Annotated in this window: 17 protein-coding genes and 3 tRNA genes; 10 read left to right on the top strand and 10 right to left on the bottom strand. The window is 32.6% G+C overall.

The window, feature by feature from the left end; translation table 11 throughout:
* Window positions 1–349 precede the first annotated feature (349 nt).
* Window positions 350–757 (bottom strand): winged helix-turn-helix transcriptional regulator, encoded by a 408-nt coding sequence (locus B0A81_RS06485; protein WP_089057264.1) that lies wholly within the window; start codon window positions 755–757, stop codon window positions 350–352.
* Between the two features lie 100 nt (window positions 758–857).
* Between B0A81_RS06485 and B0A81_RS06480 the strand changes: the two genes are divergently transcribed.
* Window positions 858–1,664, top strand: coding sequence for an SDR family NAD(P)-dependent oxidoreductase (locus B0A81_RS06480; RefSeq protein WP_089057263.1), 807 nt, complete (start codon window positions 858–860; stop codon window positions 1,662–1,664).
* Window positions 1,665–1,692: 28 nt separating this feature from the next.
* Entirely contained in the window at window positions 1,693–2,697 is a 1,005-nt protein-coding gene (locus tag B0A81_RS06475) for an NADP-dependent oxidoreductase (protein WP_089057262.1), read from the top strand.
* A 245-nt stretch (window positions 2,698–2,942) separates the two neighbouring features.
* Here B0A81_RS06475 and B0A81_RS06470 read toward each other — a convergent pair.
* The 3 genes from B0A81_RS06470 to B0A81_RS06460 form a co-directional block, all read right to left on the bottom strand.
* Window positions 2,943–3,025: transfer RNA gene (locus B0A81_RS06470), tRNA-Leu, on the bottom strand.
* 44 nt (window positions 3,026–3,069) lie between these two features.
* Window positions 3,070–3,142, bottom strand: a tRNA-Lys gene (locus B0A81_RS06465).
* 41 nt (window positions 3,143–3,183) lie between these two features.
* Window positions 3,184–3,256: transfer RNA gene (locus tag B0A81_RS06460), tRNA-Lys, on the bottom strand.
* A gap of 127 nt (window positions 3,257–3,383) precedes the next feature.
* Here B0A81_RS06460 and B0A81_RS06455 point away from each other — a divergent pair.
* On the top strand, window positions 3,384–3,902 hold the full coding sequence (locus B0A81_RS06455; protein ID WP_089057261.1) for a shikimate kinase: 519 nt from the start codon (window positions 3,384–3,386) through the stop codon (window positions 3,900–3,902).
* Here B0A81_RS06455 and B0A81_RS06450 read toward each other — a convergent pair.
* Together B0A81_RS06450 and B0A81_RS06445 are read right to left on the bottom strand one after the other, a co-directional pair.
* Window positions 3,894–4,394 (bottom strand): phosphoribosyltransferase family protein, encoded by a 501-nt coding sequence (locus B0A81_RS06450; protein ID WP_089057260.1) that lies wholly within the window; start codon window positions 4,392–4,394, stop codon window positions 3,894–3,896. The two genes, B0A81_RS06455 and B0A81_RS06450, sit on opposite strands and share 9 nt — an antisense overlap.
* 167 nt (window positions 4,395–4,561) lie before the next feature.
* The gene (locus B0A81_RS06445; protein WP_089057296.1) at window positions 4,562–4,951 is read right to left on the bottom strand and encodes an RNA-binding S4 domain-containing protein; all 390 of its coding nucleotides are present in this window, start codon (window positions 4,949–4,951) and stop codon (window positions 4,562–4,564) included.
* 79 nt (window positions 4,952–5,030) lie between these two features.
* On the opposite strand from B0A81_RS06445, the gene B0A81_RS06440 reads away from it, so the two are divergent.
* Window positions 5,031–6,191, top strand: coding sequence for an FKBP-type peptidyl-prolyl cis-trans isomerase (locus B0A81_RS06440; RefSeq protein ID WP_089057259.1), 1,161 nt, complete (start codon window positions 5,031–5,033; stop codon window positions 6,189–6,191).
* A 255-nt stretch (window positions 6,192–6,446) separates the two neighbouring features.
* Here the strand turns inward: B0A81_RS06440 and B0A81_RS06435 are convergent, their stop codons facing one another.
* The 4 genes from B0A81_RS06435 to B0A81_RS06420 all read right to left on the bottom strand — a co-directional run bounded on the left by B0A81_RS06435 (window position 6,447) and on the right by B0A81_RS06420 (window position 10,000).
* Complete coding sequence (locus B0A81_RS06435) at window positions 6,447–7,400, bottom strand: transketolase family protein (protein WP_089054235.1); 954 nt, start codon at window positions 7,398–7,400, stop codon at window positions 6,447–6,449.
* 4 nt (window positions 7,401–7,404) lie between these two features.
* Window positions 7,405–8,079, bottom strand: a complete 675-nt coding sequence (locus B0A81_RS06430; protein WP_089057258.1) for a hypothetical protein — start codon at window positions 8,077–8,079, stop codon at window positions 7,405–7,407.
* Window positions 8,080–8,091: 12 nt separating this feature from the next.
* Complete coding sequence (locus B0A81_RS06425; protein WP_089057257.1) at window positions 8,092–8,940, bottom strand: transketolase; 849 nt, start codon at window positions 8,938–8,940, stop codon at window positions 8,092–8,094.
* A gap of 199 nt (window positions 8,941–9,139) precedes the next feature.
* Entirely contained in the window at window positions 9,140–10,000 is an 861-nt protein-coding gene (locus B0A81_RS06420; RefSeq protein ID WP_089057256.1) for a polysaccharide deacetylase family protein, read from the bottom strand.
* 225 nt (window positions 10,001–10,225) lie between these two features.
* Here B0A81_RS06420 and tgt point away from each other — a divergent pair, with 225 nt between their 5' ends.
* The 6 genes from tgt to B0A81_RS06390 all read left to right on the top strand — a co-directional run bounded on the left by tgt (window position 10,226) and on the right by B0A81_RS06390 (window position 16,725).
* Window positions 10,226–11,356, top strand: coding sequence for a tRNA guanosine(34) transglycosylase Tgt (tgt, locus tag B0A81_RS06415; protein ID WP_089057255.1), 1,131 nt, complete (start codon window positions 10,226–10,228; stop codon window positions 11,354–11,356).
* 104 nt (window positions 11,357–11,460) lie between these two features.
* The gene (locus B0A81_RS06410; RefSeq protein WP_089057254.1) at window positions 11,461–12,549 is read left to right on the top strand and encodes an LptF/LptG family permease; all 1,089 of its coding nucleotides are present in this window, start codon (window positions 11,461–11,463) and stop codon (window positions 12,547–12,549) included.
* The gene (locus tag B0A81_RS06405; RefSeq protein WP_089054214.1) at window positions 12,536–13,423 is read left to right on the top strand and encodes a DMT family transporter; all 888 of its coding nucleotides are present in this window, start codon (window positions 12,536–12,538) and stop codon (window positions 13,421–13,423) included. The genes B0A81_RS06410 and B0A81_RS06405 overlap by 14 nt, the downstream gene beginning before the upstream one ends.
* A 111-nt stretch (window positions 13,424–13,534) precedes the next feature.
* Window positions 13,535–14,488 carry an acetyl-CoA carboxylase carboxyltransferase subunit alpha gene (locus tag B0A81_RS06400; protein WP_089057253.1) on the top strand — a complete coding sequence of 318 codons (954 nt, stop codon included), beginning with the start codon at window positions 13,535–13,537 and terminating at the stop codon, window positions 14,486–14,488.
* Window positions 14,489–14,628: 140 nt separating this feature from the next.
* Entirely contained in the window at window positions 14,629–16,173 is a 1,545-nt protein-coding gene (dnaB, locus tag B0A81_RS06395; RefSeq protein WP_089057252.1) for a replicative DNA helicase, read from the top strand.
* A gap of 189 nt (window positions 16,174–16,362) precedes the next feature.
* Window positions 16,363–16,725 (top strand): hypothetical protein, encoded by a 363-nt coding sequence (locus B0A81_RS06390; protein ID WP_089057251.1) that lies wholly within the window; start codon window positions 16,363–16,365, stop codon window positions 16,723–16,725.
* Window positions 16,726–16,729: the final 4 nt, after the last annotated feature.

The following is a 16,729-nucleotide window of genomic DNA, read 5'->3' as shown; positions in this document are numbered from 1 at the left end:
GATTTTCAAGCTTTTACTTTTTTAAGTGATCTTCACGATACAGAATTCAATCCTCTTGTTAGAAGATTTGAATCTTTTGAGTACAATATTAATGTAATTATAAGTCGTTGGGAGTTATTATTAAAACCGTCTGTTTAAGTTTTTTTGTCTAATGAAATGGGATAAAAAATAGATTGAGAACCAGTTTTTAGTGCTAAATTTTTTACTTCTCGATATATTTTTTTTTAAATCACTCAAACTGACGAAAATTTAACTTTAAAAACTAATTACGTCCAACGGGTTAATTATAAAATTCATTTCCACTTAAGCGCTTATTCGAGATGAGTATAATAAATTGTTTAATCTACTATCAACTTTCAAGGTTTTTAGTAAGATTCTCTATAAACTCAGTCTTATCTTTTTTTATTATTTCAAGCATTGCTTTTTTTTCTTCTGAAATAGGGAAATGTTTTTCAAACCACAAATGCATTTCAATTAGTACGGGCAGCAGATCAATTCCTTTTCTTGTCAGTTTGTATAATACTTTTGCTTTACTTTTTGGATGCTCTAATTTTTCAATTACCTTATTCTCCTCCAGCATAAGCAATCTGCTGGCCAATATATTTGTAGCAATTCCTTCAGCAGATTTTAAAAAATCTCCATAAGTACACTCTTTTGCAAACATTAAATCCCTAATAATAAGAAACGACCACTTATCTCCAAACACGTCTAAAGTGCAGCTAATAGGGCATTCTGACCTTTTTTTTACTTCTTTCATAAAAATAATTTTAAAAACCACTTGTATTTTGCAAGTAATTAATATATTTGCACTTGCAAAACGCAAGCAAATTTACAAATAAGTTTTTAATACAGATAAAATGAAGCAAACAATTTTGATAACAGGCGCATCATCAGGTTTTGGGCTTCTGTTGGCTAATAAACTCCATGAAAGTGGTAATTTAGTAATTGGTACAAGCAGAAATCCAGAAAAATTTCAATCAAAAGTTCCATTTAAACTGCTAAAACTAGATATTGATGACGATAAATCAATTTACTCTTTTGGCAAGGAATTATTCAATCATATTAGTCAATTAGATGTATTGATAAACAATGCTGGTTTTTATTTGTCAGGACTTGCTGAAGAAACAACTATTGAGCAAGGAAGGAAACAATTGGAAACAAATTTTTGGGGAACTGTAAAACTTACAAATGAGCTGTTACCTCAATTTAGAAAACAACGCTTTGGCAAAATAATCACAGTTGGTTCTATCATGGGATTAATCAGTCTTCCTGGTGGTGCTTACTATAGTGCTTCCAAGCATGCTCTTGAAGGTTATTTTAAATCTTTACGTTTTGAACTTAATGAATTTAATATAAAGGTATCTTTAGTAGAGCCAATGGGTTTCAAAACTAATATAGTTACAAACTCTAGAATTGCTTCAAATAAAATAATTGATTACAACGCATACCGAAGCAAACTTGAAGCATATACTAAAGATTTATTCGATAAAGCACCTGAGCCGACTCCTGTTATAAATGCTATACTAAAATTGGTTAGCAATAAAGATCCGAAGTTTAATCATCCCGTTGGAAAAGGAGCATCAATATTAGTTGGGTTGCAGCTTTTCGCATATAAAACTTTTGAAAAAGCTATCATAAAGAATATAAATAAGGCAAAATTTTAAATAATTTTTCTAACTAGAGCCAAAACAAATGAAAGCATTTATTATAAAAAAATACAGTAAAAAAGAAAAACTGCAACTTATCGAAGTATCGAAGCCAATTGCAAAAGAAAGTGAAGTTTTAGTGCAAATTCACGCAGCAGGTGTCAATCTTTTAGATTCTATGATAAAACGAGGAGAATTTAAAATCTTTTTGCCTTATAAAACTCCGCTCATAAACGGGCATGATATGGCGGGAACTGTGGTCGAAGTTGGTTCGGGTGTGAAGAATTTTAAGATTGGAGATGAAGTTTATTCAAGAGTCGATGATTATAGAATAGGTACTTTTGCTGAATATATTTCTGTACATGAAAGTGATTTAGCAATTAAACCAAAAAATTTGACAATGGAGGAAGCTGCTTCAATTCCATTAGTTGGATTAACTTCCTGGCAGGCTCTTGTTGAAATTGGTAATATTAAAAAAGGGCAAAAAGTTTTCATTCAAGCTGGCTCTGGAGGTGTAGGCACTTTTGCAATTCAATTAGCGAAGTATTTGGGAGCTTTTGTGGCAACAACAACGAGTACAACTAATATAGATTTAGTAAAAAGGCTAGGTGCTGATTTAGTGATTGACTACAAAAAAGAAGATTTTGAAACAAAATTGAAAGATTACGATTTGGTGTTACATAGCAATCGTGATCCGAAAATTCTTGAAAAATCATTCGCTGTATTAAAATCCGGGGGACAATTAATCTCTCTGGTTGGACCGCCTACTCCTGAGTTTGCAGAAGAAATTGGTTTGCCGTGGTATTTAAAATTAGTAACAAAGTTATTAAGTTCCAGTGTTAAGAAAAAAGCAAAGAATACAAATACAATGTTTAAATTCTTGTTTATGAGAGCCGAAGGAAGTCAGTTAAAGCAAATTACCCAGTTAATCGAATCTGGAGCTATAGAACCGGTTATTGATAAGGTGTTTTCTTTTGAACAAACGAACGATGCAATGTCTTATGTTGAATCTGGTCGTACTAAGGGTAAAGTTGTAATTAAAGTAAAATAAAGTCATGTAACGAAAGCGGGTGTTGACTAAAAAAGAAGCTGTCTTAAAGTCTTTTTTAAATTTTGAATATAGTAAATACTCGTAGATATTTCATAACATAGCATCTAAGTTAAAAATAAATGATTTGAAGTAATAAATTCAAAAAATACAATATTCTTTTGATAAAGCAAATCTATGGATGATTTAGGAGAAACCATAAAAAAAGCCTGTAAAATATTGATTTTATAGGCTTTTTAATTTTCTTGTGACCATGGAGGGATTTGAACCCTCACGCCCTTGCGAGCACCACCCCCTCAAGATGGCGAGTCTACCGTTTCTCCACATGGCCTAAAATGAAAAAAGGTCGAGTAAATTAATACTCGACCTTTTTTGTGACCCGACTGGGGCTCGAACCCAGGACCCCATCATTAAAAGTGATGTGCTCTACCAACTGAGCTATCGAGTCATTGCTATCAAGGAAAGTGTTTTGCTAAATCACAAAGTTTGTGACCCGACTGGGGCTCGAACCCAGGACCCCATCATTAAAAGTGATGTGCTCTACCAACTGAGCTATCGAGTCATATTCTTTCCTTGAATGCGGGTGCAAATATAAGGAGTTTATTTTATTATTTGCAAGCATTTTTATTATAAATTTGTCTTTTTTTAATCAAAATTTACAACGCCTTAATTTATAGGTTATTATTAAAATGAAAAAGATTGTATTATTAGGATATATGGGTTGCGGAAAGTCAACAATTGCCCAAAACTTATCAAAACTTACAGAAATTCCGTTTTTAGATTTAGATGTTTGCATCGAAAAAAAGGCAAATTTGTCTATAAAAGAGATTTTTGAGCAGCATGGAGAAATTTATTTTCGAAAATTAGAGCATGAAATGTTCTTAGAATTGCTGCAATCGCCAGAAAATTATATTATAGGTTTGGGTGGAGGAACTCCATGTTATGCTAATAATCATTTATTATTGCAAAATCAGGATCTTGTTTCAATTTATTTAAAGGCGTCTATAGATACTTTATATAATAGATTAGTACATAATAAGAGTAAACGCCCTTTGATCGCTGATATGAATGAGGAGGAAATGAAAGAGTTTATCGCAAAACATTTGTTCGATAGAAGTTTTTACTACAACCACGCGCAATTTAAGGTTGTGGTTGATGATAAAACTGTCGAAGAAACTGTTGAGGATATTTTGAAGATTCTAGCTTAAAAAGGCTGAATCGCCGTTGTTCTCGTCAAAAACAACCTGAACGTGCTCCAATAAAGAAGTAGATAGTGATATTCCTTTAAAATCTGCCTTTACAGGATACTTCTTGTGATTTCGATCAACTAAGACGGCTGTTTTGAATTTTTTTAATGGAACGTCTAAGAAATGGCGAACAGCGTAGATTAAAGTTGTGCCTGAATTTAAAACGTCGTCAACTAATACTAATCCTTTATTTTCATATTCTTCTTTTGATAAAGAAGTGTGAATAGGTAACTGCGGATTTTGTTTATTGATTTTAACTTCGCATAGAGAAACTTTTAGTGTTGAAATCTCACTTAGAGCTGAAGCAATTTTTTGAGCAAAAATAGATCCGTTAGATGCGATACCGGCGATAACAACTTCATTTTCGTCAACAAATGTCTCGTAAATTTGATATGCGATACGTTTTATTTTATGTTCGATTTCCTGATTGGTTAAAATGATGTTTTTGCTCATGATTTATTTTTTTTTGCTAATATAATTAATTTAAAGTCCAATATAAAAAATCCAAATTCCAATTTTGTGAAAGGAAGTTTTAAATTACATGGTTGAGGTTTTGAGTTTATATAGTATGGTTTTATAGGAAGTAAATTTTGGAATTTGAAATTCCAAAAAATGAGAATTTAATTTTCCTCATCTTCATCAATAATGTCATTTCCGTATTCGTCAATGTCTCTTCTGTCTTTTTTGGTTGGCCTTCCTGTACCACTTTTTCGGTAATGCTCTTTCGAAAGTTTTAACAGTTCAAGATGAGCGTAAGCTTCGGGAGGAGTTTCGTTTTTACGATATATATCGACTAGTTTTGCTCCAACACGATTTTCAGGAATATCAAGTACAGTTATAATTTGAGTGATTTGATCCTTTCTAAAGGTAATTCGGTCAGTAGGAAAAACTTCTTTAGAAGGCTTTGCAACCTGCCCATTTACAGTAATATGGTTCTTTTTGCAGGCCTCGGTAACCATATTTCTGGTCTTGTAATACCGAACGCACCACAGGTATTTATCTATTCGCATAATTTTTCTAAAATCAAAGTTAAATTCTTTACAAAAATAAATCAATATTGTATCTTGCGCACCTAAAAAAATGACAATAATGAACAAATTTAAATATTATTTTATTTTATTGCTTGCAGGTATTTCTTTGGTTTCCTGTTCTAAAAAGGACGATGATGAGGATGTAGTGGTGGTGCCAGTAAGAGATTATGCTGAACAGTATAAAGCAGATAATGATTCTATTATTAAATATTTAAAGACTAATTATATTGATAATGTAACACCTGATTTGGATATTACAATTAAAAAAATTCCAGCAGGAGGGACGCAAGTGTCTATTTGGGATCAAAAAGAGTATCCTTTGCAAACTAGACCTGTTTATAATCGTGATGTTAATTACACTGTTTATTATTTAAGTTTAAGAAAAGGGACAGGTCAAGCACCATGTAATACCGATAAAATTTTTACCGCTTATAGAGGTAGTTTGTTAAATGGAACTGTTTTTGATGATTCGTATGGGCTTGCAAGAGATTTTGAGTTGTACTTGTATCAAGCCTTAGGAGCTCCTATCGATGGCTGGGGTGAAATTTTTCCTCAGTTTAAAACGGGTACTTCAAAAACGTCTGATCAAGGTGTTGTTACGTATGAAAATTATGGTGCAGGAGTTATGTTTTTGCCTTCAGGACTTGCGTATTATGCCAATCCTCCTGCTTCAGGAAAAATACCAGCATATGCTCCTTTAGTTTTTAGTTTTAAATTATATGATCTTCAGAGGTTGGATCATGAGTACACAACTTTATCAAATGGTACAACAGTTACTGTAGGTGATGGTGTTCCAGATTATTTAGAAGATCTTAATGGTGATGGATATCTTTATGATGTTAGAGATAAAGTAAGATATCCTAATCCTCCAGCTAATTTTGCTGACGATACAGATGGTGATGGAATTTCTGATTTCTTAGATCTTGATGATGATGGAGATGGTTTTAGTACTAGATTTGAGGTTACGAAACCAGCAGATGCTCCTAATACAGGTATAAGTAAGTATTATCCTTGGAATCCGATTGGAGATGATCCTGCTACACCAAATGTAGATGAAACGGAGCTTTATGGTGTGCCTAGAAGGCCAACAGGAGCGCTTACAGATCCTTCGAAACCGGAATCAATTAATAATCCTAGAAAATTTATTGAAGACGATTATAAGGCAAATCCAAGATTAAGAATTTATTTGGATAAAACTTATCCATATCAAAAGAATTAGATTTATTGAAATATATGAAAAACCTCGAAATGTGAATTTCGAGGTTTTTTTTATGTTCAAGGGAATTAAGAATTACTTTTCAGTCATATAATAATTCAAGAAAATCTATTGAAGATGATTATAGAGTGAATTCAAGACTGATTTTTTTTTTAGATAAACTACAATGTTAAAAGAATTAAATCTGTAATAAGTACATATAAAAAAGCCTCGAAATGTAAATTTCGAGGCTTTTTTTATGTTTAAGAAAATTGAAAATTATTTTCTTTTGATAACTCTTTCTACAGCTTCAACAATTGCTTGATTGTTTAGTTTGTATTTTTCCATTAGCTGCTCTGGAGTTCCAGATTCACCAAAACTATCCTGTACCGCTACAAATTCTTGTGGAGTAGGATTGTTTAAAGCTAATACTCCTGAAATGCTTTCTCCAAGACCTCCAAGATAGTTGTGCTCTTCAGCAGTAACTATACATTTCGTTTTAGCAACCGATTTAAGAATAGCTTCTTCGTCAAGAGGTTTGATCGTGTGGATGTTGATTACTTCAGCAGAAATTCCTTTTGCTTCTAAAGCTTCAGCAGCGATAAGTGCTTCCCAAACTAAGTGACCTGTTGCAACGATTGTTACATCAGTTCCTTCGTTTAATAAAATTGCTTTTCCAATTACGAATGGTTCGTCAGCAGGAGTAAAGTTAGCTACAACTGGACGTCCAAAACGTAAATAAGCTGGTCCGTGGTGATCTGCTAATGCAATAGTAGCGGCTTTAGTTTGGTTGTAATCACAAGTGTTAATTACAGTCATTCCTGGCAGCATTTTCATTAATCCGATGTCTTCTAAAATTTGGTGAGTTGCACCGTCTTCTCCTAATGTTAAACCAGCATGAGATGCACAGATTTTTACATTTTTATCAGAATAAGCAACAGATTGACGGATTTGATCGTAAACTCTTCCTGTAGAGAAGTTAGCGAAAGTTCCTGTAAATGGAATTTTACCTCCAATTGTTAAACCAGCAGCAATTCCGATCATGTTAGCTTCAGCGATTCCAATTTGGAAAAAACGCTCAGGGTGATTTTTCTTGAAATCATCAAATTTTAATGATCCAATTAAATCGGCACATAATGCCACAACGTTTTCGTTTTTCTGACCTAGTTCAGTCATTCCCGCTCCAAAACCAGAACGAGTATCTTTACTTCCTGTATTTTCGTATTTTTTCATAGCTTTAATTTGCTGTAATATTTTTGTTTTTAATGTCTAAGCTAAAATCTATTTCTTCAATTTTTAAAAGTTTACGAAAATATATTTTCTTTCCTTTTTCAATAAAATAAGAGCTAGTTATAACTTCATTATTTTTTAATCTAAATTTTTGACACCATAAAGGATATACTAGGATTCTGAAGTTAAAATGTTGATTTTTTGAAATTTCAGATGGGGCAGTTTCATAAAATGATTCATTAACTAATTTTCTTTTTCTATCGTTTTTGAATTGTTTGATGTTGATGTTTTTTACATTGTCTTTCAAAAAATATAAAACTTCATAGAAATATCCATTTTTTTGCAATTTACAATAATCAGTATTATAAGGAAAAGAAATGGAGCTGGATAATAAACTTATATCATTTACTGTGTTTTTATGAGACTCATCTTTATAGATGAAATTTTTCCCTCTTGCTAGATCAACCAATATGGCACTTGATATAGTATCTTTAATTTTGGTTATTTTAAGGATATATGTGCTGTCTTTTGAATTAGAATAATTGTATTCGAATTGACTATTATTACCAGTTAAAGAATCCTTGTCAAATTTGTAAAGGGTGTAATAATCAAAATGATATTCTTGAGAAAAAACATTTTGAAACAGAATTAAAAAAAATAAAGATGCAAAATGTTTTTTCATCAATCAATTAATTTAATAGTCTGCTAAAGTTGAAATGTTTTGAGCTAAAGCACTTGCCAATTGATCATTGTTAGGTGCTTTTCCATGCCATGCATGTGTATGCATCATAAAGTCAACCCCGTTACCCATTTCTGTATGTAATAAAATACAAACTGGTTTTCCTTTTCCTGTTCTTGATTTTGCATCAGTTAAACCAGCGATGATTGCATCGATATTGTTTCCTTCTTTGATCTCAAGAACATCCCAGTCAAAAGCTTCGAATTTGGCACGAAGACTTCCCATTGCTAGAACTTCATCAGTTGTTCCGTCAATTTGTTTTCCGTTAACGTCGATTGTTGCAATAAGGTTGTCTACTTTTTTAGCAGAAGCATACATGATAGCTTCCCAGTTTTGACCTTCTTGTAATTCTCCGTCTCCGTGAAGAGTATAGATTAAATGATTGTCGTTATTTAATTTTTTAGCCTGAGCAGCACCAAGAGCTACAGATAAACCTTGTCCTAATGATCCAGAAGCCATACGAACTCCAGGTAATCCTTCGTGAGTTGTTGGGTGTCCTTGTAAACGAGAGTTTAATAATCTGAAAGTAGCAAGTTCTGAAATTGGGAAATAACCGCTTCGAGCTAAAACGCTGTAAAATACTGGCGAGATGTGACCGTTTGATAAAAAGAAGATGTCTTCTCCAATTCCATCCATGTCAAAACCTTCTTTACGATCCATAATGTTTTGGTATAGAGTTACCAAAAATTCAGTACAACCTAATGAACCACCTGGGTGACCTGAGTTGACAGCATGTACCATTCTAAGAATGTCTCTTCTTACTTGGATCGTTAAATCGCTTAATTGTTGTGTGTTAGGCTTCATTTTATATGTAAAAGTTAAACTGGAGCAAAAGTAATTTTTATTTTGCGGGCTGACAAATGATTTTTTGCTTTAGTTTGTCGCAATTGTTAAATTATACCGCTTTTTTCCAGATATAGTATGAAATAGAAAAATTTTAAGATCGTGTGTGAAATTTTCGATGCAAATAGAAATGATTATATAATGACCAAAAGTTGATAAACTATATGATTTTGCTAATCTCTTTCCATGTGACTAATTGAATGTTGTTTTCTTTAAGCTTTAATTTACATTCGTCACTAGTAAAAAAATCAAAGTCAATTTGGCGCCATTCTGATCCAAAATTGGGATGATTAATTGTAATGCCCTGCATTTCAAAATCATCAAAAGCGGGATGAAGTAAGAAAATATTAAATCCCGGAATAACGTTGTCTAAAGCTTTTTTATATGATTTTCTGAGTTCTCCTTTTTCGAAATCTGTGTAGTATCCAATTAGAAGATTATCTGCTAGAAGAGTATTTGTAAAATCATACTTTTCATTTGATAAACTAATTGATTCTACAAAGTCTTTATTAATGAAAACAGGTAAGTTGTATGTTTTTCCTAACTCTTTGTAAATTTCTAAAATTTCGGGAGTTACGCCAACGCTGCACATATGTGAATCTAGATGTGTGGGAATAATGCCAAATTGTAAGGCTTTTTCAATTTGAGCAGTAAGCTCTTTTTTGATTTCAGAAGGTTTTGCGCTGTTTTGGAAATCTTTTCTGGTTTTGTAAAAGTATCCATTTTGATCAACTAAACTTGGAACTTCAGATATGGGAAGAACTGGTCCAAATTTGTAATTTTCCCATTCGCAAGTCAGTGTTAAATGAATTCCGCAATCATAATTTGGGTTGTTTTTAGCAAATGTCGCCATTTCATAAAACCATGGACATGGCACCATTATACTATAAGAGTTTACAGATCCATCTTGAAGTGCTTTTATAGTGGCTTGATTTTCGGAATGTGATAATCCGGCATCGTCGGCATGAATGATTAATAATTTGGTATTTTCGGGATATCCAAGTTTTTGAGCTAAGTTCATTAATTTTTTTTTGTGTATAGTCGCGATTGTTGTCGAGATGCAGATTAAGCAGTGTTTTATTTCTGGGTTTTATTCAAATTTAAAAAAATCTTATTAAAATGTCACATCTTTTTGTTTCAGTCTGTTTGGTTTTGCTTTATTATAGAATGTTCAAATTTTCTAATTATCGAATTAATTAAATTTTCCTGAAATTAGCCTATCTTTGCCGACTGAAAAAAGAAACAAATGAAGTTCGATTTATTACAAAAAGATCCGCAGTCTAAAGCGAGAGCGGGAAGTATAACTACAGATCACGGCGTAATCGAAACGCCTATTTTTATGCCTGTTGGAACGGTGGCTTCTGTAAAAGGAGTGCATCAGCGTGAATTGAAAGATGATATTAATCCAGATATTATTCTTGGAAATACATACCATTTATATTTACGTCCGCAGACAGAAATTCTTGAAAAAGCTGGTGGATTACATAAATTCATGAATTGGGATCGTAATATTTTGACCGATTCTGGTGGATATCAAGTATATTCTCTTTCGAACAATCGAAAAATTAAGGAAGAAGGAGTGAAGTTTAAATCGCATATCGACGGTTCATATCACTTTTTTTCACCAGAGAGTGTAATGGAAATTCAGCGTACAATTGGTGCTGATATTATTATGGCTTTTGATGAGTGTACTCCGTATCCTTGCGATTATAGATATGCACAAAGATCAATGCATATGACGCACCGTTGGTTAGATCGTTGTATTAATCATTTGGATAAAGTGCCATATAAATATGGCTACGAGCAGACATTTTTTCCAATTGTTCAGGGAAGTACATATAAAGATCTACGTCGCCAGTCTGCAGAATACATTGCAAACGCTGGTCAACAGGGAAATGCAATTGGAGGATTGTCAGTTGGGGAACCTGCAGAGGAAATGTATGCAATGACTGAAGTAGTTTGTGAAATACTTCCAGAAGATAAACCACGTTATTTAATGGGAGTTGGAACCCCAATAAATATATTAGAAAATATTGCGTTAGGTATTGATATGTTTGACTGTGTTATGCCAACGCGTAACGCAAGAAACGGAATGTTGTTTACTGCAAATGGAACAATCAATATTAAAAATAAAAAGTGGGAGGCCGATTTTTCTCCTATCGACGAAATGGGACATACTTTTGTAGATACAGAATACACAAAAGCATATTTACGTCACTTATTTGCAGCTAACGAATATTTAGGAAAACAAATTGCGACGATTCATAATCTTGGTTTTTACATGTGGTTGGTTCGTGAAGCTAGAAAACATATCTTAGCCGGCGATTTTAGACCATGGAAAGAAATGATGGTTAAAAACATGAGTCAAAGACTATAAATAAAGAGTTTCAAGTTTTATTAGTTTCAAGTTTCAAGTTGCGAATAGCAACCTGAAACTTGAAACGTGAAACCTGAAGTTTTTAAATTTGAAACAAAATTTATATGTTAACAATAATAGATAAATACATCTTAAAAAGATATCTTGGAACTTTTTCTGTGATGCTGCTTTTGTTTGCGCCAATTGGAATTGTAATTGATGTATCTGAGAAAGTTAATAAGATGCTGGAAAACAAGATTCCGTTTATGGATATTGCGCTCTATTATTACAATTTTACTATTTACTTTATAAATTCCTTATTTCCGATATTCCTGTTTTTGTCCGTAATTTGGTTTACGTCAAAATTGGCAAATAATACAGAAATTATTGCGATTTTAAGTTCAGGTATTTCGTATACAAGATTCTTGCGTCCTTATATTATTGGTGCTACAATTGTTTCCATTTTTGTTTTATTAATGGGTTTTTTCATTGTTCCTGCTGCAAGTGAAGGCTATAATAATTTTAGATATACTTATTTAAAAGGAAATGGTAAAGAACTTATGCGGGGTGAAAATACAAATGTTTACAGACAGATAAATGATCATGATTTTATATTTGTAAATAGTTTTAATGAAGAGTCAAAAACAGCATTTAATTTTACATTAGAGCACTTTGAGAAAGAGAAATTGACTTATAAAATTACTGCCAGTCGTATTAAGTGGGATCCAAAACTGAAAACTTATATTTTGTATGATTATACAAAAAGAACTTTAGGCGAATTGAATGATGTAATCGAAAAGGTTCCTGAAAAGAATGTCAAATTCAAATTTGAACTAGCAGATTTAACTCCTGTAGTTTATATAGCAGAAACACTTACTTTAGGAAAGCTGATTGATTTTATCGACAAAGAGAAAAAGAGAGGTTCTGGTAATATTAATATATATCTAGTAGTTCTTTATAAAAAATACAGTGTACCGGTTTCAGCCTTTATCCTAACTATTATCGCGGTTGCAGTTTCTTCTATGAAACGTCGTGGTGGAATGGGAACGAATCTAGCGATTGGAATTGCAATTGCCTTTTCATTTGTATTTTTTGATAAAATATTTGGTACACTTGCCGAAAAATCTACTTTCTCACCATTTTTAGCTGTTTGGTTCCCGAATATTGTTTTCGGAATTTTAGCAGTGTACTTATTACGTAATGCGAAACGATAATTTAAAAAGTTACCTAAATCTTCATTTAATTGTTTTTATCTGGGGATTTACGGCCATTTTAGGCGCCTTAATAACGATTGATGCCGAGAATTTAGTATGGTTTAGAATGTTGATAGCCGGAATTTTTCTGGGCGGATTTATTGTCTACAAAAAACAGTCTTTTGCTATATCTGCACAATCTTTTGCTAAGCTCATTTTTGTTGGATTATTGATAGCGCTTCACTGGATTTTTTTCTTCAAAGCGATTCATGTTTCTAATGTTTCAATAACATTATCTATTTTTTCGCTCGGAGCTTTTTTTGCTTCTTTATTGGAGCCGCTTTTTTATGGACGTAAAATTCTATGGTATGAGGTTTTCTTTGGATTAGTTATTATCGCAGGTTTGGCCTTAATACTTCAAGTAGAAATAAAGTACCTGACGGGCGTTTATTATGCTTTAATATCAATAATTTTAGGAGTTTTGTTCACTCTAATGAATGGCAAACTTATATCAGATCATGAACCATCTTTAATTACGTTTTATGAATTTGGGGCTGGAGTTTTTTTTATCACAATTTATTTTTTGGTTTTAGGAAAATTCAATGCTGACTTTTTTGTAATGTCATTAAACAATTGGGTTTTATTATTGGTTTTAGCTTCCGTTTGTACTGCTTATGCATTTACAGCTTCGGTGAAAGTGATGCAGCGATTAACGCCTTATACGGTAATGTTAACGACTAATTTAGAGCCTGTTTACGGAATTATGCTGGCTTATTTTATTCTTGGAGGAAAAGAAAAAATGAGTACAGAATTTTATATTGGCGCTTTAATAATTGTAATTACAGTTATTTTAAACGGCGTTTTTAAACATTACCAAAACAAGAAAAAACTGTAAAGTTTTACTTATTTTTAAATTACAATTTGATACTTTAATAACAATTAACTACGCCAATGATATAATATTTTTATATTTGCGGTTCGATTTAAAAACAAAATTCAAAAATCCATGGAATATTTAGATTTTGAGCTTCCAATAAAAGAACTTGAAGAACAGTTAGAAAAGTGCGTTATAATTGGAAAAGAATCTGACGTTGATGTTACGCCTACTTGTAAAGAAATCAACAAGAAATTAGTAGAGACTAAGAAAGAAATATACAAAAACCTTACTGCTTGGCAGCGTGTACAATTGTCAAGACATCCAAATAGGCCTTATACTTTAGATTATATCAGAGCAATTTGCGGTGATACTTTTTTAGAGCTTCATGGAGACAGAAACTTTAAAGATGATAAAGCAATGGTTGGCGGTCTTGGCAAAATAAACGGACAGTCGTATATGATCATTGGTCAACAAAAAGGAACTAATACTAAAACACGTCAATACCGTAATTTTGGTATGGCAAATCCTGAAGGATACCGTAAAGCTTTGCGTTTAATGAAAATGGCAGAGAAATTTGGAATTCCAGTTGTAACTTTAGTAGATACTCCGGGTGCTTATCCAGGACTTGAAGCTGAAGAACGCGGACAAGGAGAAGCTATCGCTAGAAATATTTTCGAAATGGTTCGTTTACAAGTGCCAATCATCACAATTATTGTTGGTGAAGGTGCTTCTGGAGGTGCTTTAGGAATTGGTGTTGGAGACAAAGTTTATATGTTAGAAAATACTTGGTATTCTGTAATTTCACCAGAATCATGTTCGTCTATTTTATGGAAAAGCTGGGAGTACAAAGAACGTGCTGCTGAAGCTTTGAAATTGACTTCATCTGATATGAAAAAACAAAAATTAGTTGATGATGTTATTCCTGAACCACTTGGTGGAGCACACTACGACAGAGAAACTACTTTTAAAACAGTAGCAGAATATATTACCAAAGGATATAGCGAATTGAAAGACTTATCAACAGCTGAGCTAATTGCCCAAAGAATGGACAAATACAGCAATATGGGGGAGTATAAAGAGTAAATTCATAAAATATTATTTTAAATCCGAAGCCCTGCGGTTTCGGATTTTTTTTTGGTTATTAACAAAAAAAACTTATTTATAAACACACAATAGTTATAACTAGATAACAATTTTTTTTTAAATTTTGTTACTTTCGCTATATGGAAAATTTCAAAAACGTAAACCCTATAAAAGTCGATAAAACCACTATTATTAATCTGGAAAAAGGTAAGTTACCGCCACAAGTAATAGAGATGGAAGAAGCGGTTCTTGGGGCAATGATGATAGATAAAAAAGGAGTTGATGATGTAATTGATATTTTACAGCCCGATGCTTTTTACAAAGAGTCGCATAAACATATTTTCGAGGCTATTTTACAGCTTTTTACAGAAACGCAGCCAATAGATTTGTTAACGGTTTCGAGTCAGTTAAAGAAAAATGGAAAATTAGAATTAGCAGGAGGAGATTTTTATTTAATTCAGCTTACTCAAAAGATTGCGTCTTCTGCCCATATCGAATTTCACTCCCGTATTATTCTTCAAAAATTTATTCAAAGAAGTTTGATTAGAATTTCGTCTGAAATTATCGAAGAATCATATGACGAAAGTACAGACGTATTTGATTTGCTGGATAAAGCCGAGTCAAAATTATACGAAGTAACACAAGGAAATATTAAACGTAGTTCCGAAACAGCTCAGAGTTTAGTTTTACAAGCAAAGAAAAAAATCGAGGAAATTGCTGGTAAAGAAGGTTTGAGTGGTGTTGAAACCGGTTTTCATAATCTGGATAAACTAACTTCAGGATGGCAGCCCAGCGATTTAATTATTATTGCAGCGAGACCTGCGATGGGAAAAACAGCATTTGTACTTTCGATGGCGAGAAATATTGCTATTCAATACGGACATGGAGTAGCTTTATTCTCTTTGGAGATGGCATCAGTTCAGTTGATTACAAGGCTTATTTCTTCAGAAACAGGATTGTCTTCGGAAAAACTAAGAACAGGAAAATTAGAAAAACACGAATGGGAACAGCTGAGTACTAAAGTAAAAGATTTAGAAAAAGCACCTTTGTTTATTGATGATACACCTTCACTTTCGATATTCGATTTACGTGCAAAATGCCGTCGTTTGGTTTCTCAACATAGTATCAAAATTATAATCATTGATTATTTGCAATTGATGACTGCTGGAGGAAATAATAAAGGAGGAGGAAATCGTGAGCAGGAAATTTCGACAATTTCCCGAAACTTAAAGGCCTTAGCAAAAGAGTTAAATGTTCCCGTAATTGCACTTTCGCAGTTGTCACGTGCCGTTGAAACGCGTGGATCAAGTAAGCGTCCGTTGCTGTCGGATCTTCGTGAATCTGGAGCTATTGAGCAGGATGCTGATATTGTTTCATTTTTATACCGACCAGAATATTATAAAATTGAAGAATGGGATGATGATGAAGCATCGCCAACAACAGGTCAGGCAGAAATTATGATCGCAAAACACCGTAATGGTGGTATTGAAAACATTCGATTGAAATTTATTGGACATTTAGGTAAATTTGATAACCTTGATGATTTTTCAGGTGGTTATGATGATTTACCATCAAAAATGAATCATGATGATAATCCGTTTATTACTAAAAATCTACCTTCGGCAAATGAAGCTTTTGGAAGTAATTTGAATGACGATGATGATGATAGTGATGTTCCTTTTTAATTCAAAAAGGAGATGATAAAATGAATAAATCTTTGTAAGTTAAATACTTATGAAGATTTTTTTTTGTTCAGCACTTCCTTAACGATCTGCAATTTTGCTTAATAATATTTCTTATATAAAATTAATTCGGTAGTTTAGCAAATCCAATTAACAAATTAAATACTATTAACTAATTTAAAACGAAAAACCATGAGAGAAGAAGACTTTCCAGGACCTATTAAAATTACAAAAGCGACTGCTGAAAAATGGGAGGAAAAATATCAAAAAGATACCACAATTGAAGACAGTAATAAAAAAGTAAAAGCTTTTTTAATACCAAGAGAAAGTTTAGAAATGGTATTAAAGCTTAATACTGTTGCTGTTCGTGCACATATTGGAATTAATGATCAAAATGAAAAGACGTTAATTTTTGTTGGAGCAAGATATGATAAAGAAACAGATACCTATGTAGATGTTTATGGGCCTCCTGTTCAGCCAAAAAATGCCGAAGATTCAGGTCCAGGTGAAGATGAAGATGCTTATGATGGTGCTCGCCCTTGCCCTCCATATTGATTTT

Source organism: Flavobacterium plurextorum, assembly GCF_002217395.1.
GTDB classification, from domain to species: Bacteria; Bacteroidota; Bacteroidia; order Flavobacteriales; family Flavobacteriaceae; genus Flavobacterium; species Flavobacterium plurextorum.
Note: the sequence above shows the minus strand (reverse complement) of the source record. Positions and strands in the feature narration are given on the sequence as shown.